The organism is Amycolatopsis sp. NBC_01286, assembly GCF_035982555.1.
Classification (GTDB): domain Bacteria; phylum Actinomycetota; class Actinomycetes; order Mycobacteriales; family Pseudonocardiaceae; genus Amycolatopsis.
The window spans coordinates 8,905,014-8,929,522 of sequence record NZ_CP108428.1 but is presented as its reverse complement, the minus strand read 5'-3'; the positions used below and the strand labels follow the sequence as shown (position 1 = coordinate 8,929,522).

Sequence of the window (24,509 nt, the reverse complement as noted above, 5' to 3'; positions counted from 1 at the left end):
TGGTCACCGTGGCATCCGCGCGATCATCCTTCAACGGGCCGATCAGATCCTGCCCGAGGCATCATCAGCCGTAGATCGTGATCACGGATGGGAAGGTCAGGCCCGGGACGCTCCGAGGAACCGCAGCACGGCCAGGACGCGGCGGTGGTCCGCGTCGACCACGGGCAGGTCAAGCTTGGCGAAGATGTTGTTGATGTGCTTCGCCACGGCGCTCTCGCTGACCACCAGCGCTTGCGCGATGCCGGCATTGGAGCGCCCTTCGGCCATCAGGCCGAGCACCTCCCGTTCGCGGGGGGTCAGCCGCGCGAGCGGGTCGCTGTCGCGCCGCAGCAGCAACTGGGCGACGACCTGCGGATCCAGGGCCGTGCCCCCGTCCGCCACTCGCCGGACCGCCGCCACGAACTCGGCAACATCGGCAACCCGCTGCTTGAGCAGGTAGCCCACACCGCTGGTGTTCGCAGACAGCAGGTCAGCCGCGTACCGCTCCTCCACGTACTGCGAAAGCAGCACCACCGGCGTCCCCGGCCAGCGCCGACGGATCTCCATCGCCGCCCGCACTCCCTCGTCGGTGAAGCCGGGCGGCATCCGGACGTCGATCAAGGCGAGTTCGGGCCGGTGCTCCGCCACTGCCGCCAACAGCCCCTCCGCGTCGCCGGCTTCCGCGGCGACCTGGAACCCGCCCATCTCCAGCACCTTGATCAGGCCTACCCGCAACAACACCGAATCCTCGGCGATCACCGCGCGCACGGCAGCTCCGCGGTGATGGTGGTGGGCCCGCCGACGGGGCTGCTGACGTGGAAGGCCCCGTCGAGGGAGCCGACCCGCTTGGCCAGCCCGGTCAGCCCCGTGCCGGCGGCGTCGGCACCGCCCAGCCCGTCGTCGGTAACGCGCACGCGCAGCACCTCGCCGACCTGACGGACCAGCACCTCCGCACGCATCGCGTTGGCGTGCTTCGTCGCATTGGTCAACGCCTCGGAGATCACGAAGTACGCGATTGACTCCACATTGGGCGCCACCCGCTCCGCCAGATCGACCCGCAACCGCACCGGCACGGGCGTGCGGGCAGCCAGCCCGGACAACGCCGCGTCCAGACCTCGATCCTCGAGCACAGCCGGGTGCAGCCCTCGTACCAGGTCATTGAGTTCGCTGATCGCTTCCTTCGCCTCCAGGTGCGCTCTAGCGATCACCTCGCGGGCATCACTCGGCAGGTCCGGGCGGGTGGCCATGGCCAGACCCAGGTTGACCGCGAGCGACACCAGCCGCTGCTGGGTGCCGTCGTGCAGGTCGCGCTCGATCCGGCGGCGCTCCGCGTCGACGGCCTCGATCAAGTCGGTCCGGCTCACGGCCAGCTGATCGACCCGCTCCTGGAGCCGCTGCGTCCGGCTGGGCCCGAGCAGGCCCGACGCCAGCCGCGCCTCGGCCCGGGCTACTGCCCGCGCAGTCCAGGGCAGGGCGCACAGGAGGAGGAGCCCAGCCGCTGTGTAAGCCGGCAGCTGGGTCGCGTAGCCGAACCCGTCGTGGCGGATTCCGGTCGGCAGCGCCCATGACCAGGCGTAGGCGGTGACGCACGCCAGGCACGTCACCGCTACCGCGAGCACCAGCAGTTCCAGCAGCGCGAGCAGCGGGCCCAGCAGGAGGTGGTAGCAGATCTTGCGCCAAGGCCGTGTAGCCGCGAGCCACCGGGCGGTCGAGGCCCACGTCCATTGTTCCGGCGCGGCGGGGGTGAGCCGGGGGATGTCCACCCCGATGAGCGCCCGGTGGCGAGCCCGCTGAACGGCCGTCAGCACCGGGGTGCCGAGCAGGACCAGGGCGGCCGACACGGAAACCGTGAGGAGCCAGTTCCCCGTCTTGGCGGTAGTCGTCGCCGCCCAGGACCACACGGGCACCAGCGCCAGGTGCGGCAGCACACCAGCGGCAAGAAAGCCGGTGTCCCGCCGCGCCCGGAGGACCGTGCGTCTCAGTCCGGCTGGAATCGTCATGGCACGACGCTAGGGCACCGCAGGAGCACGGTGCCATGAAACCTGGACCCGATCTCATGGTGAACCTAGGTTCACCTGAACCGCGGTCAGCAGTGAAGATCACCCCGCCTGAGGCGATGTCTCTGGCGAACTCCACATCGGTCTGGTGCAGGCCGAACCCGAGAGCCGGCGATGCGTCGTTCCCGCCCGGGGTGCCGTGTCCATGATCCGACGGTAATCGAGCCGGGACCGGCACCACCATCGTGCAGCCACCCGGACCGGTGCGGTAGCAGGTACCACCACGAAGTCGGAACCACGGGCTACTGATCTCGGCCGGTTCCGGCGGCAAAGTTCTGCCGCAGGGCTGCCCCGCACCGGCGTCGGCAGCACGACGTTCAGCGGAGGAATTTCATGACCGTTCAGACGATGCCCTGGCTGCCATGCACGGCGACGTCGCCGGGTGCCCGGCCCAGGTGGGTGCCTGGTGTGCTGGGTGCGGTGGCGGCGGGGATGGTGCCGTGGGTGTTCGTGCTGGGCCGGACCTTGCCCGAGACGACCCAGGTGCGGCACTGGCCGGCCGTGTGGATCGGACTCGACCTGGCCATGGCGCTCGGCTGCGCGACGACGGCGCGGTGGTATCACCGGGGCGATGCCCGCGCCCGCCTGTCGGCCTCGGCGGTCGCGGCGCTCATGGGGATGGACGCCTGGTTCGACGTCCTCACCGCCCGGCCCGGCGCCGAATTCACCCAGGCGCTCGTCTGCGCGGTCCCGGAACTGGCCCTGGCCGGACTGTGCACCTGGCTCGCCCTGCGTGATACAGAAAGGTTGTCATGAAACGAGAACATCCGCGACTGCGGCGGTATGCGCTTTCGCCGCAGTGATGTGTGTTCCGGGAACAGGCGAGGCCATTGTCGGCGGCGAACAGGCCGATCAGCGCTACCCGGTCGGTTCGTTGCAGTACGACAATGGAACGACCCGAACTGGCCCACGTGTGGTGTGTGGATCCACGATGCCTGGCATGCCGCGCCCAACGCGCACTGTGTGACGAACCTCGCCCGGCGTGGGGCCGAAGAGATGCCGGTCGGTTGTCAACGAGGGTGCCCTTGTCTGCGACTCCAGACTCACGTGCCCACTGCTCGATCGACCTGGACTTGGCTGAGCGCGTCCGTCAGTGCGGCGCATCCGCGGACCGGTCGTCTCGGCCCGTTCCCTTCAACGGTGGGAAGAGAATCGGGCCGCGACGCGGTACCGACGAAGACAATCCGGCGCGGCGTCAGGCGCCGAACCGGCGTTGCCGGCCCGCGTAGCTGCGCAGGGCACGGAGGAAGTCGATGTCTCGGAAGGCTGGCCAGTAGGCGTCGCAGAAGTGCAGTTCCGCGTAGGCGCCTTGCCAGAGCAGGAAGTTCGACAGGCGCTGCTCGCCGCTCGTGCGGATGATCAGGTCGGGTTCCGGGTGCTCCGGCGCGTACAAGTGGGCGGCGACGTCGTCGACGGTCAGCGTTTCCGCGACCTCCGTGAGTGTGCCGCCCGAGGTGGCACGCTCGGTGAGGAGGTCGCGGAGGCCGTCGACGATCTCCTGGCGGCCGCCGTAGCCGATCGCCAGGGTGACGTGGGCGCCGGTCGGGCACTCCCTGGTGGCTTCGGCGGCGTGTTTCAGGGCGCGTGCCGTGGACGCCGGCAGCAGGTCGACGGCGCCCGCGACGTGGACTCGCCACCGGGCGCCCGGCCGGGCCAGCCGGTCGGTGGCGAGCCGTTCGACGACGTCCATGAGGAACGCCACCTCGCCGTCGGCGCGGCTGGTCAGGTTTTCCGTGGAGCACAAGAAAACCGTGACGTAGCGGATGCCGAGAGACTCGCACCAGGAGAGCACGCGTTCGGCGTGCTCGGCGCCGTACCAGTGCCCGAGGCTGGGGTTGGCCATGCCCTGTTGCCGGGCCCAGCGCCGGTTGCCGTCCATGATCAGGCCGACGTGGCCCGGCAGGGCGGTGTCGTCGAGCTGCTTGCGCAGGCGTCGCGCGTACCGGGCGAAGAGGGGCGCGGTGACGCGCATCGTCTTCACCTTTCAGGCCGCGGCGGCCGGGGGCCGGAGGAACAGTGGTGCCGCGAGCAGGCACAGGCCGAGCGCGGCCGGACCGGGCGCCGGATCGGTGACCGCCGCGACCAGCTGGGTCGCACCGGTGGCCGCGGCCGCGGCGGCCAGGACCCGGACGCCGAACCGGAAGCGCCACGGGGGCGCGGCCGGGTCGGGACCCACCCCGGCGATGGTCCTGGCGACCTGGATCACGGCCCAGCCCCAAGAACCCCACCAGCACGCGAGCACGGCGAGCCGGATCGGCGGGACGAAGGAACCGCCGGTCCCGTGGACGACGGCGACGACGGCGACGCCCAGCACGGCCGGTCCGGCGAGCCGGCGCAAGAGCCGCCGCCCGATGGCCGTCAGCGTGGCCGGGGCCGGGCGCGGCACGGCGAGCAGCAGACCGGCGACCACCGCGACCGCGCAGACGTCGAGCATCCGGGGAAGCCCGCGGGTGCCCTCGACCATCAGGTGTGTGGCGAACCAGCCGATGCCCGTCACGATCACCGCCATCGCGACGACCCGGGCCTGGCGCTGGGCGGCCGAGCGTGCGGGCCAGGCGGCGGGGTGCAGCCACATGTCGGCGACGCCCGCGAGCAGGTTCGGCCACGACCGCGGGCCGCTCGTGCGGACCTCCACCGCCAGGTCCGCGCCCCAGCGATCCCGGAACGCTCGCGGATAAAGCCGGACCAGCCCCTGGGCGACGGTCATGCCGGCCGCGCGCCGAGCCGCCGGAGTCCCGCGTCGGCCACCCTGGCCATGGCCAGCAGTTCGCGCTTCAGGACGGTCCGTCCCTGGTCGGTGATGCGCACCGGACGCTGGCGGCCTTCACCTTCGAGAGCTTCGATCAGCCCCTTCGCCTCCAACCGGGCGAGGGCGCCGTAGAGGCTGCCCGGCCCCAGCCGTTCTCCGGTCAGCTCGCCGATCGCGGTGTTGACGGCGTAGCCGTGCAGCGGGCCGTCGGTCAGCGCGTAGAGCACGAGGATCTGGGCGTCGTTCGGCATCCACGGCACACTACTACGCGTCGAGTAGTACGCGCAACGTAGTAATGGGGGATCAGTCGGACTGGTGCCCCGTCTGCGCCGATTCAATGGTGCTGTGCAGGTCGGTGACCGAATCGAGCGCGGTCTCCGCAGACCACGCGGTGATGCCGAAGACCACCGTGGCCGCGAGCAGCGCGGCCGGGAGCCGGCGGTGCTGGGCCGTCAGCAGTGCCTTGACGCGGCGGGGGACCGGGCCGCCGGTCGCGGCCAGCGCGTACGTCGGCCGGGACCGCCCGGCCAGTGCGGCCTTGGCGACGGCGTGGGCGACCACCGTGCGGTCGCCCACGTGCTCGGCGGCGGCCTCATCGGCCCAGCGCTCCAGAGCGAACCGGGCGGCCGCGCACAGCGGGCGCAGCAACGGGTTCAGTGTCCCGGCGAGGGTAATGGCGACGAGGAAGTGGTGGTGGCGCAGGCGAAGGTGGGCGCGTTCGTGGGCGAGCAGGGCGGTGCGTTCGCGCGGGGAGAGCGCGCCGAGCATGCCGCTGGAGATGGCGATCCGGCCGCCGCGTCCGGGTGCGGCGAACGCCACGGGCTCGGCGCCCGGCAGGATGACCACGCCCGGTTCGCGGCTGTGGTCGTCGAGTTCCCGGGTCAGGGCGCGGATCCAGCGGGTGTAGCCGATGGTGGCCCGGGCGAACGCGACGGCGAGCCCGGCGAGCAGCAGTCCGCAGGCGGCCGACACTGGCAGGTTGATCGGGGCCAGGCCGCGCAGCACGTCGGGGGACCAGTGCCCGGCGCGCGCGACCGCCGGGATGAGCGTCAGACCGGCGAAGGCCTGCAGAGCCAGGGTGATGGTGCTGCCCGCGGCCAGCACGAGGCAGCCGGCGGTCAGCAGCCAGCCGGCCTCACGGGGTGCGAGCCGGGGAGCGACGAGACGTGCCAAGGGCCACGCGGCCAAGGGCAGCAGCAGCGGGATCCAGACGTCGAGGTCCACGGCTCATCGCCCGGTGCCGGGCTTGCCCAGGAGCTTGCGCAGCTCGCGTTCGTCCGATTTGGACAAGTTCGAGACGAAGCGGGCGAGCACGCTGCGGCGGTCCGGTTCGTTGTCGAGCACCTTGGTCATCCGCCGCGCGGCCAGGCCGGGTTCGTCTTCGACGGCGTGGTAGCGGAACGACCGGCCCTGCTTTTCCCGGGCGGCGACGCCTTTGTCGTGCAGGCGGGAGAGGATCGTCACGACGGTGGTGTAGGCGAGGTCGCCGTCGAGGCGCTCCTGGACTTCCGCTGGGGCGAGGGGGTCGTCGGCTTCCCACAGGATCGCCAGGACCTCCGCCTCCAGCGCGCCGGGAGCCCGTCGTGCGCTTTCGTCCCGCTGCATCCTCATGGCCGCATTCTACAGAAGTGTCGTACTGAGCCGGCCGAGGTGGAGACCGCGGCGGCGGGAGTCGCCGATGATCGACGGGAGCGCGCCCAGGGTGGCTCGCCAGGCGCCGTTGCCGGTGGTGACGTCGCTGTCGTGCAGCAGGATCGTGCCGCGGTCGCCGAGGTTCCGCATGACCTTGTGGTGGATGGACGCCGGGGTGCAGCCTTCGGTCCAGTCGAAGCCCCACGTGCTCCACAGCACCGGGGTGAGCCCTAGCCGCCGGGCCGAGAGCAGGGACGCCCCGCTGAAGACGCCGTAGGGCGGCCGGAACCAGCGGGGCCGGACGCCGGTGAGGGTCTCGATGAGGTCGCGGGCGCCGAGCAGTTCCCGGTGGGTGCGGCCGGGGGGCTTGCGCAGCAGGCACTGGTGGTCCCAGCCGTGGACGCCGATCTCGTGCCCGGCCTCGGCGATGGCCCTGGTCAGCTTCGGGGCGCGCAGGGCCTGGGCGCCGAGCAGGAAGAACGTCGCCTTGATGCCGTGGCGATCGAGGGCGCTGAGGAACTGCGGGGTCGACGTCGGCGACGGGCCGTCGTCGAAGGTCAGGGCGACCTGCCCGGGGACGCCGATCCCGGCCAGCCGCGGCAGGAAGGTGCGCCGGGGGCCGGGAAGGAAGGCCGCGGCGGGTGCCGCGTGGGCCAATGCCACGAGTCCCGCGAGCCCGATAGCTGCTTTCATGCGCGGTCCAGGAGCTTCTCGAGCAGCGGGATCGGGTCTTCGGCCGGCTGGGCCGTGGCGGGCGGGCAGTCGTCCGATGCCAGCGCGGCGGGCAGTTCGGCGGGGTCGCGGATCCAGCGGGCGAGGCCGAGCCGGTCGAGTACAGCGGCGTTCGCGCGCCCGTGGCCCGGCAGGCAGCGGTAGGTCAGCACGGGTAACCGAGCCGCGAGGGCTTCCGAGCTGGTCAGCCCGCCGGCGTTCTGGACGACGACGTCGACGGCCCGCATCAGGCCGGGCATGTCCTCGACCCAGCCGAACGCGTGCGCGAGGCCTTCGGCTCGCAGCCGGTCGCGCAGGCCGGTGTTGCTGCCGCAGGCGACCACCGGGGTCACTATGCCGGACCGGGCGACGTCGTGGGCGGTCCGGCGGACCTGCCCGACGCCCCACGAGCCAGCGGTGACGAGTGCGAGCCGCCCTTCCGTGGGCAGTCCGAACGCCAGCCGGGCCTGCTGCCGTTCGGGTGGCGTCGCGGGCCGGAAAGCAGGCGCGACCAGCGGCGCCGCGACCGCGGCCGCACGTGCACCCAGGGTGCGGGCCTGCTGCCGGGCGAGGTGGTTCGGCGCGATGTGGAGGTCGGCGGCGCCGGAGACGCAGATGCGGTGCACGGCAGGGTCGGTCAGGTACACCGCGAGCGGGGCGGTCAGCTCGCCGCGTCCGCGCAGGTGCGCCAGCGCGTGGGACGCGAGCGGGTAGGTGGAGACGGCCAGTTCCGTCCGGTCGCCGAGCGCCTCTCGCAGTCCGCCGCAGGCGAGCGTGGCGGCGCGGCTCGCCAGCCCGGCGGCGCGGGGGCCGTTCAGGGCACGCAGCGTCCAGTCCCAGCTGCGTGGAGCCGTCTGCAGCTGGCGCCGGTATAGCCGGCACATTCGGCCGCCCAGCGCGGGTGGCAGGAGGTCCAAGAAGTCGAGGACCTCGACCTCGTGGGCGCTCAGCCGGTCCGCCAGGGCGTACGCGGCCCGGTCGTGCCCGGCGCCGAACCGGGCCGAAACGATCACGATGCGCGCCATGCCTCCTCCTTCGACTCGATGTCGAAGTTCTACATGCATGTAGATTAACGGGTGGCAAGAAGAGGCGGCGACTGCATCTACACTGAAGTAGAATTTCTAGAAGACTGTAGATGTACGGCGGAAGGGGACACTCGCGTGGACGGCGGGGCAATCGACGGCAGCTGGTACCTCGCGGTGCTGGGGTTCGCCCGGGAAACCCCGTGGTTGCAGGGGTTCATGGCGCTCTTCACCAACGTGGGCCTGGTCCTGCTCGCCCTCCTCGCCGTGGTGACGTGGTGGCGGATGCGTCCCCGCGACGCGGCTCGCATGGCCGCCGCGCTGTGGGTGCCGCTCGCCGTCGCGCTGGCCTACGGCTTGAGCAATCTCGTGAAGGTCCTCGTCCAGGAGCCGCGGCCGTGCATCCGGTACCCGGCGGTGCCCACGGTGGCGACCTGCGACTACGCCACGGACTACTCGTTCCCCAGCAACCACGTCACGCTCGCCGTCGCCGCGGCCGTCGCCCTGCTGTTCGCCGCGCGCCGCACCGGCCTGGTCGCGCTCGGGCTGGCCCTGCTGGTCGCGTTTTCGCGCATGTACCTGGGTGCGCACTACCCGCACGACGTGTTCGCCGGAGCTGTTCTCGGTGCGCTGGTCGCGTGCCTGGGCCTGCCGCTGCGGCGCCCGATGAAGGCCCTCGTGGACTACTTGCGGGACGGAGCCCTGCGGCCGCTGGCCGGGACCGGCGAACGAACCACGGTCGCGGCCCGCTGATGTGAGTCCTTTATGGACATTCATGAGGGCGTCGTGCGGAGCCGACGCGCTCGACCGGCCGCACGCCGTACAGTGGCGTTCACCCGACGAAGGCAGGACTCATGCGGCCGTATCGTGTGCTCGCGGCCGTTTGCGCGCTGGCGCTGGCGGGCTGCTCCGCAGCTCCCGGGTCCAGCGCTCCCGCGACGTCGGCCACCCCGGTTGCGCCCGTCACGAACACATCGGCCCAGGACGCCGCGGTGAACCCCGATCCGGCGAAGTTCGCGCCGCAGGTCATCGCGCGCGCCCGCGAAGCCGGCGTCGACCCGCAGCTGGTGCTGGCCATCCTCTACAACGAGAACTACAAGCCGCACGATCCGCAGCTCGAGCGCGCCTGGCAGAACCTCAAGCCGGACGCCGCGTTCGGGGTGGCGAACATGCACCGCGCGACGTACGAGCAGACCCGCCGCGGCCGGCCGTTCGCCGGCCGCGACTGGCAGGAACTGCCCGACGACCCGGACCTCGCCATTCAGGCCGAAGCCTGGTATCTACACGACCTGGCCGCTCAGCTGCCCGCGAAACACAGCGGCCAGTACACGACCGACGAACTGCTCGCGCTGGGCTACAACGCCGGGCCGGGCAATATGAAAGCATTCGCGCGCGGCACGAAGCCCGGCGCGCAGGTGCAGACCTATCTGACGGACCTGCGCGCCACGTGGGCGAAAGCGGGCACGGCGGTGGGAAAGCCCTGAATCAGGCCCGATGACTCGTCTCACGCTCGTCGAGGCGTTGCAGGACGAGCGCGCCGGACAGCCAGGTCGTGACGAACGCCAAGCTGCCCAGGACATCGGTGGGCCAGTGGACGCCGAGGTAGACGCGGGTCCAGGCGATCAGCAGGGCATACGCGGCGGCGATCGGCCACACCACCCGCGCAGTGACGCGGCCGGTGAACCGGCGTACGACGAGCCAGGCGATCAGGCCCGCGGCCAGGGCGGCGTCGGAGGTGTGCCCCGACGGGAAGGACAGTCCGCCGGCCCGGACGACCCGATCCGCCGTGGGCGGACGTGGCCGCGCGACCTGAAATCCAAGTCGCCGACCAAGTGTTAGCCAAACATTAGGAACGGGCAAAGCGGACATGATGCTTGGACGTCGCTGCTCGCGGCCCGGTGCCGGGTAAGCATCTGCCGGCGCCGGGCAAAGGCCCGGTTAATGGCCGTGCCCCGGCTCTGGCCGGGGTGCACGCTGGAGTGATGAGGGTTGTGCGGGGATCGAGTGGGGTGCCGAGGCGCCTGCGGCTGCTGAAGCCGATGGTCTCCCGGTCCGGCCGGATGCCGGACCGGCTGGAGGCGTGGGTCATCGCCCTGCTGGGACTGCTGGCGGCCGGGTCGGTCGCGGTCGTCGGCGTGCTCTCCGTGGCCGACTACAGCAGGCTCGCGGCGTCGGCGGCCGCCGACGCCCGTGCGCGCCACGTGGTGACCGCGAGTCTCCGGCCTGACATCCCCGTGCCCGCCGGTCGGGCGACGGTCGCCCCGCCGTTGAGCGGCTCCGAGGTGTTCATCACCGCCGTCCTCGGTGGGGTGCTGTGGGAATCGGCCGCGCTCGCCGTGCTGGGCGGGGTCTACCTGATCGGCCGTCGTCTGCTGGACAAGCACCGTGCCCGGCTGTGGGAACGCGCCCTGAGTGGTGACGCGACCGCGCCCTGAGCGGCGGTGGGCTGGTGGCCGCGTAATACGACATGGGTGTAGAAATACTACGTACGTGTCGAAGATGGAAGGCGGTCCGACCGATGAACCCGTTGAGCGCGACATCCTGGTTGTCGAGCCTCGGTGCGGCCGGGGTGTTCCTCGTCCTGTTCGCCGAAACCGGCCTGCTGATCGGGTTCTTCCTGCCCGGCGACTCCCTGCTCTTCACCGCGGGCCTGTTCTGCACGACCAGTGCGACGGCCGCTGTGCACCTTTCGCTGCCCCTCGTGCTGATCGCGTCCGTCGCGGGCGCGCTCCTGGGCGCGCAGACCGGATTCCTCATCGGGCGGCGCGGCGGCCGTGCCCTGCTGGCCCGGACCCGCAACCAGCACCTGCATCGGGGATTGACCAGGGCCGAAGAACTTTTCGGCCGCTACGGCCACGCCAAGGCGATCGTCCTCGCGCGGTTCATCCCGGTGGTCCGCACCGTCCTGAACCCGCTCGCCGGCATCCTCGCCGTTCCCGCCCGCACCTTCGCGGTCTGGCAGGTCCTCGGCGGCCTGCTCTGGTCGATCGGCATCACGCTGGCCGGCTACGTCCTCGGGTCCAGCATCCCCGGGATCGACCAGTACCTGCTGCCGATCATCGCGCTCGTTGTGATCGTGTCGCTCATTCCGCTCGGCCTCGAACTCCTCCGGAACCGCAAACAGCGCGACGAGGTCAGCGGCTCTTAGCCATTCATTAGCACTTCGCTGCACTGGGGCGAACCCGGGCGTCGTTACCGTGAAATATGGTCGACGCAGCGAGCCGAACCGGAACTCCGAATCTTCCTCGTCCGCCGGTGAAACGCCGTAAGAAACGACTGCGGCGGTTGCTCGTCGTGTTCCTGGTTTTGATCATCTACCCGGCCGTCACCTACGTTCAGGCGCTCACCGCACCCGGAGCGGCGACCTTCACCGCCCGGAGCGCGGACTGGGCGCGGCAGATGGGCGCCGGCCCCGTGGTGAACGCGCTCGAGAACTGGTACTACACCAGACATCCCCCGGCGAACAGCGCGCCGAGCATCGACGCCCTGCCCGTGCCGGTCCCGGCGCCGGCCGGGGATCAGGCGAACGCCCCCGCGGCGCTGACGACTCTTCCGGGTGCCCTGCCCGGTGAAGGCGTGTGGATCCCCGGAGCCCGGATGGCCGGTGGCCAGGCGGCCGGGCGGCAGCTGGCCCGAGCAGGCTCAGGTGCCGAACGCGCTCCGCCCGTCGCTGCTCGCGACGTTCAACTCGGGCTTCAAGTTCCGCGACACCGACGGCGGCTTCTACGCCGACGGCCAGTACGGGAAGCCCCTGAAGAACGGGATGGCCTCCCTGGTCGTCGACCGGTCCGGCGTGGCGACCGTCGCGCTGTGGGGCCGCGACGCCCAGATGACCCCGCAGGTCGCCGCGGTGCGCCAGAACCTCGAGCTGATCGTCGACGGCGGCAAGCCGGTCCCCGGGCTGTCGGGCAACCCCGCGGGGCAGTGGGGGAGCGCACGCAACCAGTTCCAGTTCACCTGGCGCTCGGGCGTCGGGGTCGACGCGGAGGGCCGGCTCGTCTACGTGGCCGGTAACCAGCTCACCCTGACTGCCATGGCGAGCGCGCTGACGGCGGCGGGCGTTGTCCGCGGGATGGAGCTGGACATCCACGGCGGGATGGTGAGCTGCAACCTGTTCCGCCCCGACGTCGCGGGTTCGGCGCCCCGGACGCTGGTCCCGAGCATGCCGACCGCGCCGGATCGCTACCTGTCCGTTGACCAGCGCGACTTCTTCGCGATCACGGCGCGCTCCGGTGCGCTGCGGGCGCCGGGGGCAGCAACAGGGTGAACGTCATCGGGGCGGGCCGGCTGAGCCACAGCCGGCCGCCCTCGGCCTCGGCGAGGTCCCGGGCCAGCGCCAAGCCGATCCCGGTCCCCCCGGCGCCGCTGTGGCCCCGGGTGAACAGGTCCGGGCCGTCGCTCGTGCCACGGCCCTCGTCGGCGACGTCGATCGCGAACGCGTCGGCGCTGTCGCGGGTCGTGATCGTCACCATCCCCGCGCCGTGGATGACGGCGTTGTCGAGCAGGACGCCGACGATCTGCCGCACCGCCGCCTCGGCGGCTCTCGGACGCCCGTCGGCGTCGGGGGAGATGACCAGCTGCCGTCCCTGGGTGGCGAGCAGGTTCCGCCAGCCGGCCACGACGTCGCGCAGCAGCACGTCCGGCTCGATCACCCCGCGGTCCTCCGGCGGGCGGACGGCGAGGGTGACCAGGTCGTCGATCGTCGTCTCCAGCCGGTCCGCTGTTGCGATCGCCGCCACGACCGCCGCTTCGAGGTCCTGTCCTGGCGGGTCGAGGGCCGACTCCAGCTGCAGACGCAGGCCGGCCAGCGGGGTGCGCAGCTGGTGCGACGAGCACGTCGTCGGCGATCGACAGGGACGCGGCGTCGGCGGTGCGCTCGAGTTCGGTGCGCTCGTCCTGGGTGAAGTAGCTCGCGACACCGACCGCGAGGGGGATCCCGAAAAGGCTGGTTGCCAGGAGCGCGGCGGCGACGGCAAGCAGAATGATCCGTCTGCGCATGACGCAAGTCTGTCGTGACAATCCGCTGATTGCGACGTTTCGGCGAGGGAAAAGGCTAGCCCACGGTTAGCGTTCACCTCAACGAGGTAAATTCTCCGGCCGGAGATCGGTCCCCCGGAATTCCGGTAACATTTCCCCATGGCCGCGGTTCTTCTCGTAGAAGACGACGAAACCATCGGCAGCCTGCTCGAGTCGGCCCTGCGGATGCACGATTACGACGTGATGTGGTCCCACACCGGGGGCGACGCGCTGCGCCGGATGAAGCTCGACGAGTACAACGTGGTCCTGCTCGATCTGGGGTTACCGGACCTCGACGGGATCGAGGTGTGCCGGCGCGCGCGGGTGATCACGCCGAACGCGCTGATCATCATGATCACGGCCCGCACGCAGGAGATGGACGTCGTCGTGGGGCTGGAGGTCGGCGCCGACGACTACCTGACCAAGCCGATCCGGCTAAGGGAGCTGCTGGCGCGGCTGCACGCGCACCTGCGCCGAGGATATTCGTCCAACGCGATGCCGCTGCGGGTGGGGGAGCTGGTGGTCCAGGTCGCCGCCCGCCGCGTGGTACTGGCGGGCGACGAGGTTTCCCTGCGCCCCAAGGAGTTCGACCTGCTTCTGCGGCTGGCACAGGAGCCCGGTGCGGCGATCAGCCGGGACACCTTGATGGCGGACGTGTGGGACACGCACTGGCGCGGCTCGACGAAGACGCTGGACGTGCACATCGTCGCGCTGCGGCGCAAGCTGGCCGCCGCCGCGGCGGACTCCGGCGCGCTGCCGGTCATCACCACCGTGCGGGGTTACGGCTACCGCTTGGAGCAGCCGGTTCCGCAGGGGACGTGACCATTCTTGCCGGACGTTAACCTTTCCCTAGCGCGCCGGAAACTTCCGCCCTTATAGCGTGCGGGCAACGAATCCGGACCACCAGCTCGAGGACGTGCGATGGCTGATCCCGTCTCAGCGGGCGACGACGCCCCACCCGGGGCGATCCGCTGCTCGGACGGAGAACGCGAACAGACCCGGTCGCGGCTGGCCCAGGCCGCCGGGGAAGGGCGCATCACGGTCGAGGAACTGGACGACCGCCTGGCGCTCGTCGCCGCGGCGCGGTTCCGGCACGAGCTGGACGCGGTCGCCGCCGACCTCCCTCGATCGGAAATGCCACCAGGTGTGGCCGCCGGGTGGCTGCCCATCCTGGCCACCGCACGACGGCAGCTGAGCGCGGACGCGACGGCGCTCGTCGGCCGAGGACAGGTGGCCGTGAGCCGGCGACGTCGCTGGGCGGTGTTCGTCGCCGCGGTCGCGGTGGCGCTGATCTTCACAGCGCTCGTCCTGGCCGCGGTGCACGGATTCGGCGACGAAGGGCTCGACCACCACGAACTCGGGCGAGGCTGAGGCCCGGCACTCTGCTTCCCGTGCGATCCTTTGCGGATCGTGCACCAGACCGGGCGGACATCCGGACCGACCCCCCACGACCCGGGTGTCCGCCCTCCTCCTCAGAAAGAACAACTCCTTGAGCGTGATCGACATCGGCCAGTCCGTGATCCTCGGCGTCGTGGAAGGGCTGACCGAATTCCTGCCCGTGTCGTCCACGGGCCACCTGAAGATCGCGGAAGGACTGCTCGGCATTCCGGTCGACGACCAGTCCGTCGTCGGCTTCACGGCGGTGATCCAGGTCGGCGCGATCGCCGCCGTGCTCGTCTACTTCTTCCGCGACATCGCCCGGTTCGCCGGCGCGTGGGGCCGCGGGCTCGTCAACGCCGAGGCCCGCCAGGAACACGACTACAAGTTCTCCTGGTGGGTCATTCTCGCGACCATTCCGATCGTGGTCGCCGGACTGCTGTTCCAGTCGCTCGTCAAGGGACCGCTGGCGTCGTTGTGGGTGGTCGCGGCCTCGCTGATCGGGGGCAGCGCGGTCATGTGGCTCGCGGACCGCTTCGGCACGGGCAGGCGCGCCGAAGCCGACGTCACGCTGCCCGACGCGATGCTCGTGGGCTCGTCGCAGATCCTGGCGCTGCTCTTCCCAGGCTTCTCGCGATCCGGCGCGACGATCTCGACGGGCCTGCTGCGCGGCCTCGACCGGGTCGCCGCGACGCGGTTGTCGTTCTTCCTGTCGATCCCCGCGTTGACCGGCGCCGGGCTGTACGAGCTGAAGGACGCCGTGGGCGGCAGCATCGACGTCGTACCGCTGGTCGTCGGGACCGTGGTGTCGTTCGCCGTGGCGTACGGGGCCATCGCGTGGCTGCTGAAGTTCGTGGCCGGCCACACCTTCACGGCGTTCGTCGTCTACCGGGTCATCGTCGGAGTCGCGCTGCTGGGCCTGCTGAGCACCGGCGTGCTCCACAGCTGACCGGCTCAGGGGGCCGTGCGCTGCACCTCGACCTCCGCGTACGGCGAAGGTGCGGCGAGCAGCGCGGCGGGGCGTCCGCTGACGGCGTGGTCGACGAACGCGCCGAGGTGGGCGTTGACGATGGCGAGCGCGACGTCGCCGTCGATGGGGCCGAGCGCGAGCAGGAACCCGGCCGGTGCGGCGAGGTAGTAGGCGCCGTAGTCGGTGAAGTCGAAGTGCTCGGCCCCGCGGATCCGGTAGCACCAGACGGGACCGGTGCCGGCGTTCACCAGCGACCGGGCCGCGTCCCGGTCGGCCTGGTCACCCGGAGCGCTCGGCTCGCAGGTTCCCGTGACACAGGAGTCCTGGCTGCCGATGAGCAGCAGCGGCTTGGTGAGTCCGGAGTGGACGACGGCGCCGTACTGGGTGCCGTCCAGGTCGGCGGCGCCGGCGCAGTGCGGGTCGGACCGGCAGGCTTCGAGGGCCGCGGCCCCGCCGAAAGAATGTCCGATGTAGACCGTCGCGGCGGTGTCGACGTGACCGGCGAACCGGCCCCGAGCCTGAAGTCCCGCGACCTGCGCCGCGGCGAAGCGAGCGTCGGCCGCCCAGACGCCGACCAGCCGGTCACCCGCGACCTGCGCCTGCCCGGCGTGCAGGTCGGCGGTGTCGAACGCCGAAGGGTTGCCCGCTTCGTCGGACGGCACGGCGGTGCCGTCGAGGACGGTCAGGTTCGCGCTGTAGGTCGGGGTGACGCCCGCGACCAGATACCCGTGGGAGGCGAGGTTCTCCGCGATCGCGGTGTACTGCGGCGCGGCGAAGCCCAGACCCGGTTCCAGCACGACGACGGGGAACCGGCCGGCCGCGACCGGGACGTCGGCGACCGCGTGGACGTGGACGTCGTCGAAGCCGGTCTCGCTCCACGCCAGTGCGCCGTCGAGATGGAGTCCCGCCCACGCTCCGGGCGCGTACGGAGCGGTTCCGGCCTCGGCCGCCGGAGCGGCGGGGTACCAGAGCCAGACCGACAGCCGCCGTGGTGAACCGGGTCGCGGTGCCAGCGGGTCGAGGCGGGCGTGGTCGGTCCACTCGGTGATGGTGCGGCCGACGGGGTAGGGGCCGGTCGGCGCGGGCAGAGTGACCGGTTGCGCCGCCCGGATCGCGGCGTAACCGACGTAAGCGCCGAGCCCCACGACGATCAGCAGGGCCACGACGAGCAGGATCCGCAGCGTGCGAGCCATGGCGCGAATAGTACACGCTGCGTACTACGCGACACGTACTAAATTCGCGGGGTTTCCGACAGCGCCGAGACCAGGACGTGGGCGATTTCGGCCACCGCCGCGGTGACGGCCTGCCGCGCGAGGGAGTCCAGCTGCCGCAGGGCCGACGTGCTTCGGCCGGCCAGGCGCACCGGCTCACCGGGCTGAGCGCAGCCTTCAAGTTCGAGCGAGAGCGCCTGGTCCCCGGTGAAGGTGAGGTGGAGGGTGGCGGTCTCGAGTTTCGCGGTGTCCGGTGGGCCGGACCGCTCGATGACGGGCGCGTCGTGGCCCTCGGCGATGAGGCTTTCCATGGCCGCCTGGACGATGTGCTCCCCGCGGGAGGCCAGGTCGTTCAAGCTGCGCAGCCGGGTATCGGGTTCCCCCGCGAGCTGTCCGCCCGGCAGGAGCTCGGCGACGCGCTGCAAGGCGTTCATCGCGTGCCACGCGGCCACGACCAGCGGATCGGGCTCCGGCGCGTCCTCCGCCAGCATCGCCGGACCCAGCTGGGCGGCCACCCGATCGGCCAGGTCGGACAGCTTCCCCGCCGGCAGGGGACTGCGTTCGGGCATGGCGGTTCTCCGATGTCACGGCGGCACGGACACCGCACTGTCACACGGAGCCGGTAAGCGCTCGGCAACCGGCGTTGGCCGAACGCTTACCCTCCGCCCCCTGATCACGCGATCTGCGGAACCGCCGGTTCGCTTGCGACGGCCGCTTCGGGCAGCCCGAGCAGGATCCGGTACTGGCCCTCGAAAGCGTCCAGGGCGCGGTCGATGTCGTGACCGGCGACGATGGCGCGGGACGCCTCGCCCATCCGCGTGCGGGACGCGGGATCGGCCGCCAGCTCGGCGAGCCACCGCGAGATCGTCGTGATCGCGCCGGGCTCGAAGAGATAACCGTTGCCACCGTGGTGGACCAGGTGCGGCAGGGCGAGCGCGTCGGCCGCGACGACGGGCAGCCCGGCGGCCATCGCTTCCATCGTGGCCAGGCTCTGCAGCTCGGCCGTGCCGGGCATGCAGAACACGTCGGCTTCGGCGTACCGGCGGACGAGCTCGGCGTCGGGCACGAAGCCGTGGAAGGTCACGCGGTCGGTGATGCCCAGGTCCGCGGCGAGCGTTTCGAGGTCCCGCCGGCGGGTGCCGTCGCCGACGAGGTCCGCGCGCACGTGCGGCAGCGGGGCCAGCGCGCGCAGCAGCTGGTCGATGTTCTTCTCGGCGTCCAGGCGCCCGACGAAGAGCACCGACATCGGCCCGTCCGAGCGGCGGCCGCCGGCTGCGTAGTGGGCGAGGTCGATCCCGCAGGAGACGACCTGGACCGGGCGGTCGAGACCGATCCCGGCGAGGACCTCGGCGGCTCGCGGCGTCGGGGTGGTCACGATCCGCGCGTCGCGGTAGACGCGCACCAGGTCCCGCCAGGCCCAGCGGGCGATCGAATCCTTGACCCGCCGCGGGAACGGCGTGTAGCCGAGCAGGTTGTCCGGCATGAAGTGGTTCGTGGCCATGCCGGGCAGCTCGCGTTCGGTCGCCGCATCGAGCAGCGCGCGGCCGACGCCGAAGTGGGCCTGGACGTGCACGACGTCGGGGCGCAGCCGGTCCAGCAACGGCCCGACTTCCTTGCGGGCGCCGCCCGGTGTGCAGAACCGGTAGTCGGTGTGGAACGGGATGGCCCGGGACCGGACCCGGTGGACGGTGTAGCCGTCGCGTTCTTCGGTGTGCGAGGGACCGCCGGTGGACGGGCACACGACGTGGACGTCGTGCCCCCGCCGCGCGAGGCCCCGGGCCAGCCGCTCGGCGAAGAACGACGCGCCGTTGACGTTGGGCGGGAAGGTGTCGGCGCCGATCAGGACGCGCAGGCCGGACGAGGGCACGGGGATCTCCTTGACTGGTGACGGGTTCCGCGGAAGGGCACCGGCGAGCACACGCACACCGGCGAGAGCGACGAGAGCGGCCGCGGCCGCGAGCACCGCGGTGGCCGCGGTGAGATGGGGTGCTTCGCCGTAGGCCACGGCGGCCACGGCGACGGCGGTCAGCGGGTCGAGCACGGTCGTGGTCCCGACGACGACGGCGGTGGGCCCGGCGGCGTAGGCGCGGTGCAGGACCACCCCGCCGGCGCCCAGCAGGAGCAGGGCCTGGGCACCGAGCAGGAGGGCCGCCGCGAGCGGCTGGGTGACGGCGGCGTGCACGACCGCGGAGCCGAGTCCGAAGAGGAGGGCCGCGGCCCCGGCCAGTACGGCACAGCTCGCGCGGGCGAACCAGACGACCGCGGCCACCGCGAACCCGGCCACCGCGACCGACTCGGCGGTTCCCCAGCTGACCACCGTGTCCGTGGTGGCGGACGCCGCGAGCGCCACGAAACCCGCGACGCCGAGCAGGACCAGGCCCACGGCACCGAGGACCCGGCGGTCGCGGGCCCGGCGCGCGAAGACGACCGTGAGGACGAGGCTGAACACGCCCAGCGGCTGGACGACCGGAAGCGGCGCGAGGGACAGGGCGACGACGTGCAGCAGGCTCCCGCCGGTCGCCAGTGACGTCCCGGTCCACCACGCGCGCGAGCGCAGCAGCCGGGCCAGGGTGCGCAGCCGGGGTGTGCCCTCGACCGCCAAGCCCGCGACCTCGTCGTGCTGCCGGGTGGCCGCCGCGGCGAAGAGGACCGCGGCGAGCAGGGCGCAGGCGACGGCCAGGGCGGTCATCGGACGGCCCGCCGCAGCGCGGTCGCCATGGTGGCGATGATCAGGAACTCGGCCAGGAGCGCGACGCGTTCGAGCAGGCCGGCCGGGAGCCAGCCGACGAGCTGCGCCAGCCCGAACGCCGCCGCGGTGACGACGCCCGCGACCGCGCCGCGCCGGAGGGTGGCCGCGGCGGCGAGCCAGCGGGTGTCGGCCCGCAGCCGCGTGCTCAGCGTCCACGCGGCCAGCGGGAGGCTGGCGAACAGCACGGCCCCGCCGGCGCGGTGGATCTCCCCGGACGCCGTCGGGTCCGCGGTGCTGAGGTTGCTGCGGAACAGCAAGACCACGAGGAGCCCGGCCGTCCACAGCAGGAACAAGCTGCTCACGAGCGGTGTCCGGGGCAGCGCGGCGAGGTGGGCGGCGACCGCCAGCGCGGCGGCGGCCGCGAGCAGGAGTACGACGGCCACCGCGAACAGGAGCCGGCCGCCGCGGTGCCAGGCGTAGTCGCTGACCGGGTCGCGCCAGGGACTGACGTGGCCGGCGAAGCCGAGGGTCAGCCCGGCGATGATGGCCTGGGCGACGGCCGCCATCACCAGCGTCAGGGTCGCCAGCGGAGTGGGCGAAAGCGTGGACCGTGGAGTCACACCTCAAAGCTGCTGGGCCCGCATGAGAGTTCGATGAAGATCGCGCGCGGTTTCCTTAAGAAGCGGCCAGGGGGAGCACCAGATCGAACCGGGCGCCCCCGCCGTCGGCGCGCGCGGCCTCGGCACGGCCGCCGTGCTGCGTCAGCACCTGCTCGACGATCGCCAGACCCAGCCCCGAGCCAGGCAGCGCGCGGGCGGCGTCGGCCCGGTAGAACCGCTCGAACACGTGCGAGAGGTCGGCTTCGGCGATCCCCGGGCCCTCGTCATCGACGCGAACCCGGACCGCGAGGGATGTCACCGCCATCGTCACCCGGACGGTCCCACCGGACGGCGACCACTTCGCGGCGTTGTCGAGCACGTTCAGCACGGCCCGCTCCAGGGCGGAAGGCCGGGCGTGCACGTCGGCGCCGGTCAGCTCGGCGTCGAAGGACACCGCCGGCCACCGCGACCGAGCGCGTTCGACCGCCGAGCCGACGACGTCGGCCAGCGCCACGCGCTCCTCCGCCTCGCTCGGCCGTTCCCCGGTGGACAGCTCGATCAGTTCACCGATCAACGCGGTCAGCTCGACGGCCTGGGTGTCGAGATCGGCCAGCAACCGGGAGCGATCCTCGGCCGGCAACTGCCGCTGCGGGTTCGCCTCGGCGTGGATGAGCAGCTCGATGTTGTTGCGCAGGCTCGTCAACGGCGTGCGCAGCTCGTGACCGGCGTCCTCCACCAGCCGCCGCTGCTCGTCCCGGGAACGGCTCAACGCCCCGAGCATCGCGTTGAACGCGGTCGACAGCCGGCCGATCTCGCCGGACGCGGCGACGTCGATGGCCGCCGACAGCTCCTGGGTCCGGGCGACGTTCTCGGCCGCCGCGGTCAGGTCGTCGACCGGCCGCAACGCCGACCGCGCGATCGCCCGGCCCACCAGCGTCGCCCCGAGCACCCCGGCCACGGACACCACCAGCAGCCAGATCCCCAGCCGCGCCAACGTGTCTTCGACGTCCTCGGAGTCCTGGGCGACCTGGACCGCACCGCCACCGGCGCGCTGGGCCGTCCACACCCGGAACCGGTCGCCTTCGATCCGGCGGACGTCGGAGGTGCGGTCGAGTTCCCCCGCCGCGACGGGTGCGTCGGGCGGCAGCACCGGGATGACGGGCTTCGCCCCCGCCGTGCCGGTGATCTCGCCCGTGGCGGACAGGAACTGCACGGTCAGCCCGCCGCCGTGGCCGGAGTCCGGGCCGTGGTTGCCGGTGGAGGTCAGCGTCGCGAGCGCTTCGGCGGGCGACGACGTCTTCGCGGCGAGCTGGGCGTAGGACTGCAGCCGGGCGTCGAACTGGTCGTAGAGGTCGGCCCGGGTGATGCTCCAGGAGATCGCCGACACCAGCACGACGGCGACGGCCACCGCCGCCGCGACGAGCACCCCGAGCCGGGCCCGCAGCGAGAGCGTCTTCCAGCGGACCCGTTTCACAGTGGCTCTCACAGTGGCTCCTCGCGCAGGACGTAGCCGACGCCGCGCACCGTGTGCAGCAGCCGGGGCTCACCGTCGGCTTCGAGCTTGCGTCGCAGGTAGCTGACGTAGACGTCGAGCCCGTTGGACGCGGTCCCGAAGTCGTAGCCCCAGACGTGCTCGAACATCGCGGTGCGGGTCAGCACGATCCGGGGGTGCCGCAGGAAGGTCTCGAGCATCGCGAACTCGGTGCGGGTCAGGTGCACCGGCCGGTCGCCGCGGAACACCTCCCGCGTCGCCGGGTCCAGGGTGACGTCCGTGAACCGCAACGCCGTCGACGACGGGACCGCGGGCGTCGGGGTGTTGTACTCGGTGCGGCGTAGCAGCGCGCGGACGCGGGCGAGCAGCTCCTGCAGGGCGAACGGCTTGGCCAGGTAGTCGTCGGCCCCGGCGTCGAGGCCGGCGACCCGGTCGGTGACCGCGGTGCGCGCGGTCAGCATGAGGATCGGCACCGGGTTGCCCTCGGCCCGCAGCACCCGGCAGGTCTCGAGGCCGCCGAGCAGCGGCATGGTGACGTCGAGCAGGACACCGTCGGGCGCCTCGGCGCGGATCAGCTCGAGCCCGGCCACGCCGTCCCCGGCGACGGAGACGGTGTAGCCCTCGAACCGCAGCGTCCGCGACAGCGAGTCCTGCACGGCAGCTTCGTCGTCGACGATCACCAGGTGCACCCTCGCGTCCCTTCGCCCGGAGTTGATGACACACCGTGACTGTAGTCGAGGTCCGGCCGGGGCCGCCCAACTCTCATCGAACATTAACGCTCGACCGGGCCGGGCACGGTTTTCCGCGGTTAATCTCACAACAAGGGTTGTTCCGCCACAAAGGAGGAAACGATGAGCGAGAATCCGGTCGGTTCGACGCTGCCTACGGACACCACGGACGGGATCCGCTGCTCGGATGCGGAACGTGAGCAGGTCCGGGCCGCGCTCTACGCGGCGGCGGGCGAAGGTCGCTTGACGATGGACGAAGTCGAGGAACGCCTGGCGCGGATCGAGGAAATCCGCTTCCGTCACGAACTCGCCGACGTGACCGCGGATCTGCCCGTCACTTCACCGGATGTGGCGCACGGCTGGCGTCCGATCGTCGCGGGTGCCCGTCGTAACCTCGCCGCGGACCTCGTGGTGCTGCTCGGCCGAGCCCCGGAATCCACACCTGGCCGACGGCGGTTGCTGCTGATCGTCACTGTCCTCATCGGACTGTTGTTCACGGTGGCGATCGTCGTCGCGGCTGTGCACGGGTTCGGCTCGGACGGGTTCGAACCCTACGGGATCGACGCCGGCGAGCACGGTGGTGGTTAAACGCTACCGACGCGCCAATGTCTTGAAGTATTGACGCAGATGCGTTACCAGTGTTGTTGCTGGCCGATCGCCGACCCCCGCCAGACTCCGGTGGGGCCGATATCGGCGAGCTGGGGCGGCTCTTGACGGCATCGGATGATGCAAGGTGATCGCGGGGTATAACGCTCAGTGCCGTTCTGCTGGTCAAGTCGATGAGATGGTCCGCGGCCGGGGCGCGATTGGCCCCGTTGAAGGTCGAAAGTTCAAGATGATGTGGCACGAACCTGCGACAGTGGCGACGCGTGGGAGGGTGTCTGCTTCTATCGTCACATCAGGGACTTGACCGCCGCCCACCACGTAGCAAGTGAGGCTGGCTCCGAGGATCAGGAAGGCGAGGAATTTGCCGGCTTTGCGTTCGTAGCGCACGGTCAGGCGCCGGTATTCGGTGAACCAGGCCATGGTTCGTTCGATCACCCAGCGGTGCTTGCCGAGCTTATCCTTGGATTCGATGCCTTTACGGGCGATCCGGACCTTGATGCCACGGTCGCGGACCCAGCGCCGAGGTCGGTCTGGTCGTAGGCCTTGTCAGCGTGCAGCTTGGCCGGCTTACGCCGTCGCGGCCCACGGCGGGACCGGATCGCCGGAATCGCCATCACCAGCGGTTTGAGCGCGTAGGAGTCGTTCGTGTTCGCGGCGGACATGGCGACCGAAAGCGACAGGCCGGAGCGGCCGGACAGGATCGCGCGGCTCCAGTCGAGTAGGCCTTGGCTGCCGAGCTCGTCCAGCAGCACGTGATGCAACTGTCGCCACAGCCCGGCTTCGGTCCACTGGCCGAAGCGGCGGTGCGCGGTCTGGAACGGCGCACCGAACGACGGCGGCAGATCCCGCCACGCACACCCGCTGCTCAGCACGTACACAACCGCCGTGAACACCGCACGAGCGTCCACCGGAGCCGTCCCACCACCCTGCGGTCGCGGCTCATCCGGCACCAACCGCAACGACAAACGATCCACCACACCCGAGATCATCTCTCGGGCGGGCAGCAGCAACGCGTCGCCATCGGTTCGGTGCTGACCATGTACCCGGAGGTGCTCGCTGCACCAGGTCGCTGCGCGCCTCGGTGTCGGCTACGTGGGCATGCACTCGACGACGGTCCCGGTGCGGGCGGGCGTGCAGCCGGAGTACGGCGACGTTGTTGCCGAGGTGAGCGCTCACCTGCTGGACGTCGCCGCGTCAGCGCGGTCCGGCGGTTCGACCGAGGTGTGGATCGACCCGGGTACCGGCTTCGGCAAGGGCGTCGAGGACAACCTGCGCCTGCTACGGCGCCTGCCGGAGCTGTGTGGCCCGGGAGCGCCGGTGCTGCTGGGCGTCAGCGGCAAGTCGTTCCTCGGCGCGGTTACGGGCCGCGACGTCGAAACCGACTGGCCGGTTCGCTGGCCTTGGTCGCCCCGGCGTGGTCGGCCGGCGTCGACGTCATCCGGGTACACGACGTGCGGAAACGCGGGACGTGATTGCGATGCTCGAGGCCGTCTGGGGCCGACCGGCCTGGTGGCAGCGTGCCGGGCAGGCGAGGATGTAGACCTGTTGTCGAGGACAGGGTGCCACGACAGCGGCCAGTGAGGCGGACAGGGTGGTGCCGGCGAAGTACTCCGATTCGAGCGCTCTCCGGCACCGGGTTGCCGCGCCGCCTTTCCCGGTGCTCGCCGGGCG

28 protein-coding genes and 1 pseudogene are annotated in these 24,509 nt (G+C 71.5%); 11 read left to right on the top strand and 18 right to left on the bottom strand.

Annotation, left to right across the window (positions count from 1 at the left end):
• Positions 1–96: 96 nt before the first annotated feature.
• A complete protein-coding gene (locus OG570_RS40865) occupies positions 97–747 on the bottom strand; it encodes a response regulator transcription factor (RefSeq protein ID WP_326954135.1) in 651 nt (216 codons plus the stop codon).
• On the bottom strand, positions 735–1,979 hold the full coding sequence (locus OG570_RS40860) for a sensor histidine kinase (protein ID WP_326954134.1): 1,245 nt from the start codon (positions 1,977–1,979) through the stop codon (positions 735–737). The genes OG570_RS40865 and OG570_RS40860 overlap by 13 nt, the downstream gene beginning before the upstream one ends.
• A gap of 390 nt (positions 1,980–2,369) precedes the next feature.
• Here OG570_RS40860 and OG570_RS40855 point away from each other — a divergent pair, with 390 nt between their 5' ends.
• Entirely contained in the window at positions 2,370–2,792 is a 423-nt protein-coding gene (locus tag OG570_RS40855) for a hypothetical protein (RefSeq protein WP_326954133.1), read from the top strand.
• Positions 2,793–3,231: 439 nt separating this feature from the next.
• On the opposite strand, the gene uppS is transcribed toward OG570_RS40855, so the two are convergent.
• The 7 genes from uppS to OG570_RS40820 are packed head-to-tail and all read right to left on the bottom strand — an operon-like array spanning position 3,232 to position 8,153.
• On the bottom strand, positions 3,232–4,008 hold the full coding sequence (uppS, locus tag OG570_RS40850) for a polyprenyl diphosphate synthase (RefSeq protein ID WP_326954132.1): 777 nt from the start codon (positions 4,006–4,008) through the stop codon (positions 3,232–3,234).
• Between the two features lie 12 nt (positions 4,009–4,020).
• On the bottom strand, positions 4,021–4,743 hold the full coding sequence (locus tag OG570_RS40845) for a hypothetical protein (RefSeq protein WP_326954131.1): 723 nt from the start codon (positions 4,741–4,743) through the stop codon (positions 4,021–4,023).
• Entirely contained in the window at positions 4,740–5,036 is a 297-nt protein-coding gene (locus tag OG570_RS40840) for a PadR family transcriptional regulator (protein ID WP_326954130.1), read from the bottom strand. Before OG570_RS40840 ends, OG570_RS40845 begins: the two co-directional genes overlap by 4 nt.
• 52 nt (positions 5,037–5,088) lie before the next feature.
• Complete coding sequence (locus tag OG570_RS40835) at positions 5,089–6,009, bottom strand: M56 family metallopeptidase (RefSeq protein WP_326954129.1); 921 nt, start codon at positions 6,007–6,009, stop codon at positions 5,089–5,091.
• A 3-nt stretch (positions 6,010–6,012) separates the two neighbouring features.
• On the bottom strand, positions 6,013–6,396 hold the full coding sequence (locus OG570_RS40830; RefSeq protein WP_326954128.1) for a BlaI/MecI/CopY family transcriptional regulator: 384 nt from the start codon (positions 6,394–6,396) through the stop codon (positions 6,013–6,015).
• A gap of 9 nt (positions 6,397–6,405) precedes the next feature.
• Positions 6,406–7,110 (bottom strand): polysaccharide deacetylase family protein, encoded by a 705-nt coding sequence (locus OG570_RS40825; RefSeq protein WP_326954127.1) that lies wholly within the window; start codon positions 7,108–7,110, stop codon positions 6,406–6,408.
• The gene (locus tag OG570_RS40820) at positions 7,107–8,153 is read right to left on the bottom strand and encodes an MGDG synthase family glycosyltransferase (protein ID WP_326954126.1); all 1,047 of its coding nucleotides are present in this window, start codon (positions 8,151–8,153) and stop codon (positions 7,107–7,109) included. The genes OG570_RS40825 and OG570_RS40820 overlap by 4 nt, the downstream gene beginning before the upstream one ends.
• 135 nt (positions 8,154–8,288) lie before the next feature.
• Between OG570_RS40820 and OG570_RS40815 the strand changes: the two genes are divergently transcribed.
• Positions 8,289–8,903 carry a phosphatase PAP2 family protein gene (locus tag OG570_RS40815; RefSeq protein ID WP_326954125.1) on the top strand — a complete coding sequence of 205 codons (615 nt, stop codon included), beginning with the start codon at positions 8,289–8,291 and terminating at the stop codon, positions 8,901–8,903.
• 101 nt (positions 8,904–9,004) lie between these two features.
• Positions 9,005–9,634: a transglycosylase SLT domain-containing protein gene (locus OG570_RS40810; RefSeq protein WP_326954124.1), complete on the top strand. Its 630-nt coding sequence runs from the start codon at positions 9,005–9,007 to the stop codon at positions 9,632–9,634.
• Between the two features lies 1 nt (position 9,635).
• Here the strand turns inward: OG570_RS40810 and OG570_RS40805 are convergent, their stop codons facing one another.
• The gene (locus tag OG570_RS40805) at positions 9,636–10,019 is read right to left on the bottom strand and encodes a phosphatase PAP2 family protein (protein ID WP_326954123.1); all 384 of its coding nucleotides are present in this window, start codon (positions 10,017–10,019) and stop codon (positions 9,636–9,638) included.
• Positions 10,020–10,159: 140 nt separating this feature from the next.
• On the opposite strand from OG570_RS40805, the gene OG570_RS40800 reads away from it, so the two are divergent.
• The 3 genes from OG570_RS40800 to OG570_RS40790 all read left to right on the top strand — a co-directional run bounded on the left by OG570_RS40800 (position 10,160) and on the right by OG570_RS40790 (position 12,417).
• Positions 10,160–10,585, top strand: a complete 426-nt coding sequence (locus OG570_RS40800; protein WP_326954122.1) for a hypothetical protein — start codon at positions 10,160–10,162, stop codon at positions 10,583–10,585.
• 83 nt (positions 10,586–10,668) lie between these two features.
• Positions 10,669–11,298 (top strand): DedA family protein, encoded by a 630-nt coding sequence (locus OG570_RS40795; protein ID WP_326954121.1) that lies wholly within the window; start codon positions 10,669–10,671, stop codon positions 11,296–11,298.
• Positions 11,299–11,754: 456 nt separating this feature from the next.
• The gene (locus OG570_RS40790; RefSeq protein WP_326954120.1) at positions 11,755–12,417 is read left to right on the top strand and encodes a phosphodiester glycosidase family protein; all 663 of its coding nucleotides are present in this window, start codon (positions 11,755–11,757) and stop codon (positions 12,415–12,417) included.
• On the opposite strand, the gene OG570_RS40785 is transcribed toward OG570_RS40790, so the two are convergent.
• Positions 12,368–13,288 carry a sensor histidine kinase gene (locus tag OG570_RS40785; RefSeq protein WP_326954119.1) on the bottom strand — a complete coding sequence of 307 codons (921 nt, stop codon included), beginning with the start codon at positions 13,286–13,288 and terminating at the stop codon, positions 12,368–12,370. The genes OG570_RS40790 and OG570_RS40785 overlap by 50 nt on opposite strands.
• On the opposite strand from OG570_RS40785, the gene OG570_RS40780 reads away from it, so the two are divergent.
• The 3 genes from OG570_RS40780 to OG570_RS40770 all read left to right on the top strand — a co-directional run bounded on the left by OG570_RS40780 (position 13,287) and on the right by OG570_RS40770 (position 15,492).
• Positions 13,287–13,988, top strand: a complete 702-nt coding sequence (locus OG570_RS40780; RefSeq protein WP_326954118.1) for a response regulator transcription factor — start codon at positions 13,287–13,289, stop codon at positions 13,986–13,988. The genes OG570_RS40785 and OG570_RS40780 overlap by 2 nt on opposite strands.
• 99 nt (positions 13,989–14,087) lie before the next feature.
• Entirely contained in the window at positions 14,088–14,537 is a 450-nt protein-coding gene (locus OG570_RS40775; protein ID WP_326954117.1) for a DUF1707 SHOCT-like domain-containing protein, read from the top strand.
• 124 nt (positions 14,538–14,661) lie between these two features.
• Complete coding sequence (locus tag OG570_RS40770) at positions 14,662–15,492, top strand: undecaprenyl-diphosphate phosphatase (RefSeq protein WP_326951503.1); 831 nt, start codon at positions 14,662–14,664, stop codon at positions 15,490–15,492.
• A 5-nt stretch (positions 15,493–15,497) separates the two neighbouring features.
• On the opposite strand, the gene OG570_RS40765 is transcribed toward OG570_RS40770, so the two are convergent.
• The 6 genes from OG570_RS40765 to OG570_RS40740 form a co-directional block, all read right to left on the bottom strand.
• Positions 15,498–16,706 (bottom strand): alpha/beta hydrolase, encoded by a 1,209-nt coding sequence (locus tag OG570_RS40765; RefSeq protein WP_326954116.1) that lies wholly within the window; start codon positions 16,704–16,706, stop codon positions 15,498–15,500.
• 38 nt (positions 16,707–16,744) lie between these two features.
• Positions 16,745–17,293 carry a hypothetical protein gene (locus OG570_RS40760; RefSeq protein WP_326954115.1) on the bottom strand — a complete coding sequence of 183 codons (549 nt, stop codon included), beginning with the start codon at positions 17,291–17,293 and terminating at the stop codon, positions 16,745–16,747.
• Positions 17,294–17,397: 104 nt separating this feature from the next.
• On the bottom strand, positions 17,398–19,413 hold the full coding sequence (locus OG570_RS40755) for a glycosyltransferase family 4 protein (RefSeq protein WP_326954114.1): 2,016 nt from the start codon (positions 19,411–19,413) through the stop codon (positions 17,398–17,400).
• Entirely contained in the window at positions 19,410–20,033 is a 624-nt protein-coding gene (locus OG570_RS40750; RefSeq protein ID WP_326954113.1) for a DUF998 domain-containing protein, read from the bottom strand. The genes OG570_RS40755 and OG570_RS40750 overlap by 4 nt, the downstream gene beginning before the upstream one ends.
• A 55-nt stretch (positions 20,034–20,088) precedes the next feature.
• Positions 20,089–21,498: a HAMP domain-containing sensor histidine kinase gene (locus OG570_RS40745; protein ID WP_326954112.1), complete on the bottom strand. Its 1,410-nt coding sequence runs from the start codon at positions 21,496–21,498 to the stop codon at positions 20,089–20,091.
• Positions 21,495–22,193: a response regulator transcription factor gene (locus tag OG570_RS40740; RefSeq protein WP_326954111.1), complete on the bottom strand. Its 699-nt coding sequence runs from the start codon at positions 22,191–22,193 to the stop codon at positions 21,495–21,497. Before OG570_RS40740 ends, OG570_RS40745 begins: the two co-directional genes overlap by 4 nt.
• Positions 22,194–22,355: 162 nt before the next feature.
• Between OG570_RS40740 and OG570_RS40735 the strand changes: the two genes are divergently transcribed.
• Positions 22,356–22,820 (top strand): DUF1707 SHOCT-like domain-containing protein, encoded by a 465-nt coding sequence (locus OG570_RS40735; protein ID WP_326954110.1) that lies wholly within the window; start codon positions 22,356–22,358, stop codon positions 22,818–22,820.
• A 345-nt stretch (positions 22,821–23,165) separates the two neighbouring features.
• On the opposite strand, the pseudogene OG570_RS40730 reads toward OG570_RS40735, so the two are convergent.
• Positions 23,166–23,827 (bottom strand): annotated as a pseudogene (locus OG570_RS40730) (transposase); the annotation flags it as partial.
• Between the two features lie 109 nt (positions 23,828–23,936).
• Here OG570_RS40730 and OG570_RS40725 point away from each other — a divergent pair.
• Positions 23,937–24,419 carry a dihydropteroate synthase gene (locus OG570_RS40725; protein WP_326954109.1) on the top strand — a complete coding sequence of 161 codons (483 nt, stop codon included), beginning with the start codon at positions 23,937–23,939 and terminating at the stop codon, positions 24,417–24,419.
• Positions 24,420–24,509: the final 90 nt, after the last annotated feature.

Coding starts and splice junctions, on each gene's coding strand:
- OG570_RS40830 (WP_326954128.1), bottom strand. CDS start 6,396: ATGAGGATGCAGCGGGACGAAAGCGCACGACGGGCTCCCGGCGCGCTG.
- OG570_RS40780 (WP_326954118.1), top strand. CDS start 13,287: ATGGCCGCGGTTCTTCTCGTAGAAGACGACGAAACCATCGGCAGCCTG.
- OG570_RS40775 (WP_326954117.1), top strand. CDS start 14,088: ATGGCTGATCCCGTCTCAGCGGGCGACGACGCCCCACCCGGGGCGATC.
- OG570_RS40805 (WP_326954123.1), bottom strand. CDS start 10,019: ATGTCCGCTTTGCCCGTTCCTAATGTTTGGCTAACACTTGGTCGGCGA.
- OG570_RS40845 (WP_326954131.1), bottom strand. CDS start 4,743: ATGACCGTCGCCCAGGGGCTGGTCCGGCTTTATCCGCGAGCGTTCCGG.
- OG570_RS40810 (WP_326954124.1), top strand. CDS start 9,005: ATGCGGCCGTATCGTGTGCTCGCGGCCGTTTGCGCGCTGGCGCTGGCG.
- uppS (WP_326954132.1), bottom strand. CDS start 4,008: ATGCGCGTCACCGCGCCCCTCTTCGCCCGGTACGCGCGACGCCTGCGC.
- OG570_RS40820 (WP_326954126.1), bottom strand. CDS start 8,153: ATGGCGCGCATCGTGATCGTTTCGGCCCGGTTCGGCGCCGGGCACGAC.
- OG570_RS40795 (WP_326954121.1), top strand. CDS start 10,669: ATGAACCCGTTGAGCGCGACATCCTGGTTGTCGAGCCTCGGTGCGGCC.
- OG570_RS40855 (WP_326954133.1), top strand. CDS start 2,370: ATGACCGTTCAGACGATGCCCTGGCTGCCATGCACGGCGACGTCGCCG.
- OG570_RS40860 (WP_326954134.1), bottom strand. CDS start 1,979: ATGACGATTCCAGCCGGACTGAGACGCACGGTCCTCCGGGCGCGGCGG.
- OG570_RS40725 (WP_326954109.1), top strand. CDS start 23,937: ATGCACTCGACGACGGTCCCGGTGCGGGCGGGCGTGCAGCCGGAGTAC.
- OG570_RS40840 (WP_326954130.1), bottom strand. CDS start 5,036: ATGCCGAACGACGCCCAGATCCTCGTGCTCTACGCGCTGACCGACGGC.
- OG570_RS40785 (WP_326954119.1), bottom strand. CDS start 13,288: ATGGGGAAATGTTACCGGAATTCCGGGGGACCGATCTCCGGCCGGAGA.
- OG570_RS40735 (WP_326954110.1), top strand. CDS start 22,356: ATGAGCGAGAATCCGGTCGGTTCGACGCTGCCTACGGACACCACGGAC.
- OG570_RS40755 (WP_326954114.1), bottom strand. CDS start 19,413: ATGACCGCCCTGGCCGTCGCCTGCGCCCTGCTCGCCGCGGTCCTCTTC.
- OG570_RS40825 (WP_326954127.1), bottom strand. CDS start 7,110: ATGAAAGCAGCTATCGGGCTCGCGGGACTCGTGGCATTGGCCCACGCG.
- OG570_RS40760 (WP_326954115.1), bottom strand. CDS start 17,293: ATGCCCGAACGCAGTCCCCTGCCGGCGGGGAAGCTGTCCGACCTGGCC.
- OG570_RS40765 (WP_326954116.1), bottom strand. CDS start 16,706: ATGGCTCGCACGCTGCGGATCCTGCTCGTCGTGGCCCTGCTGATCGTC.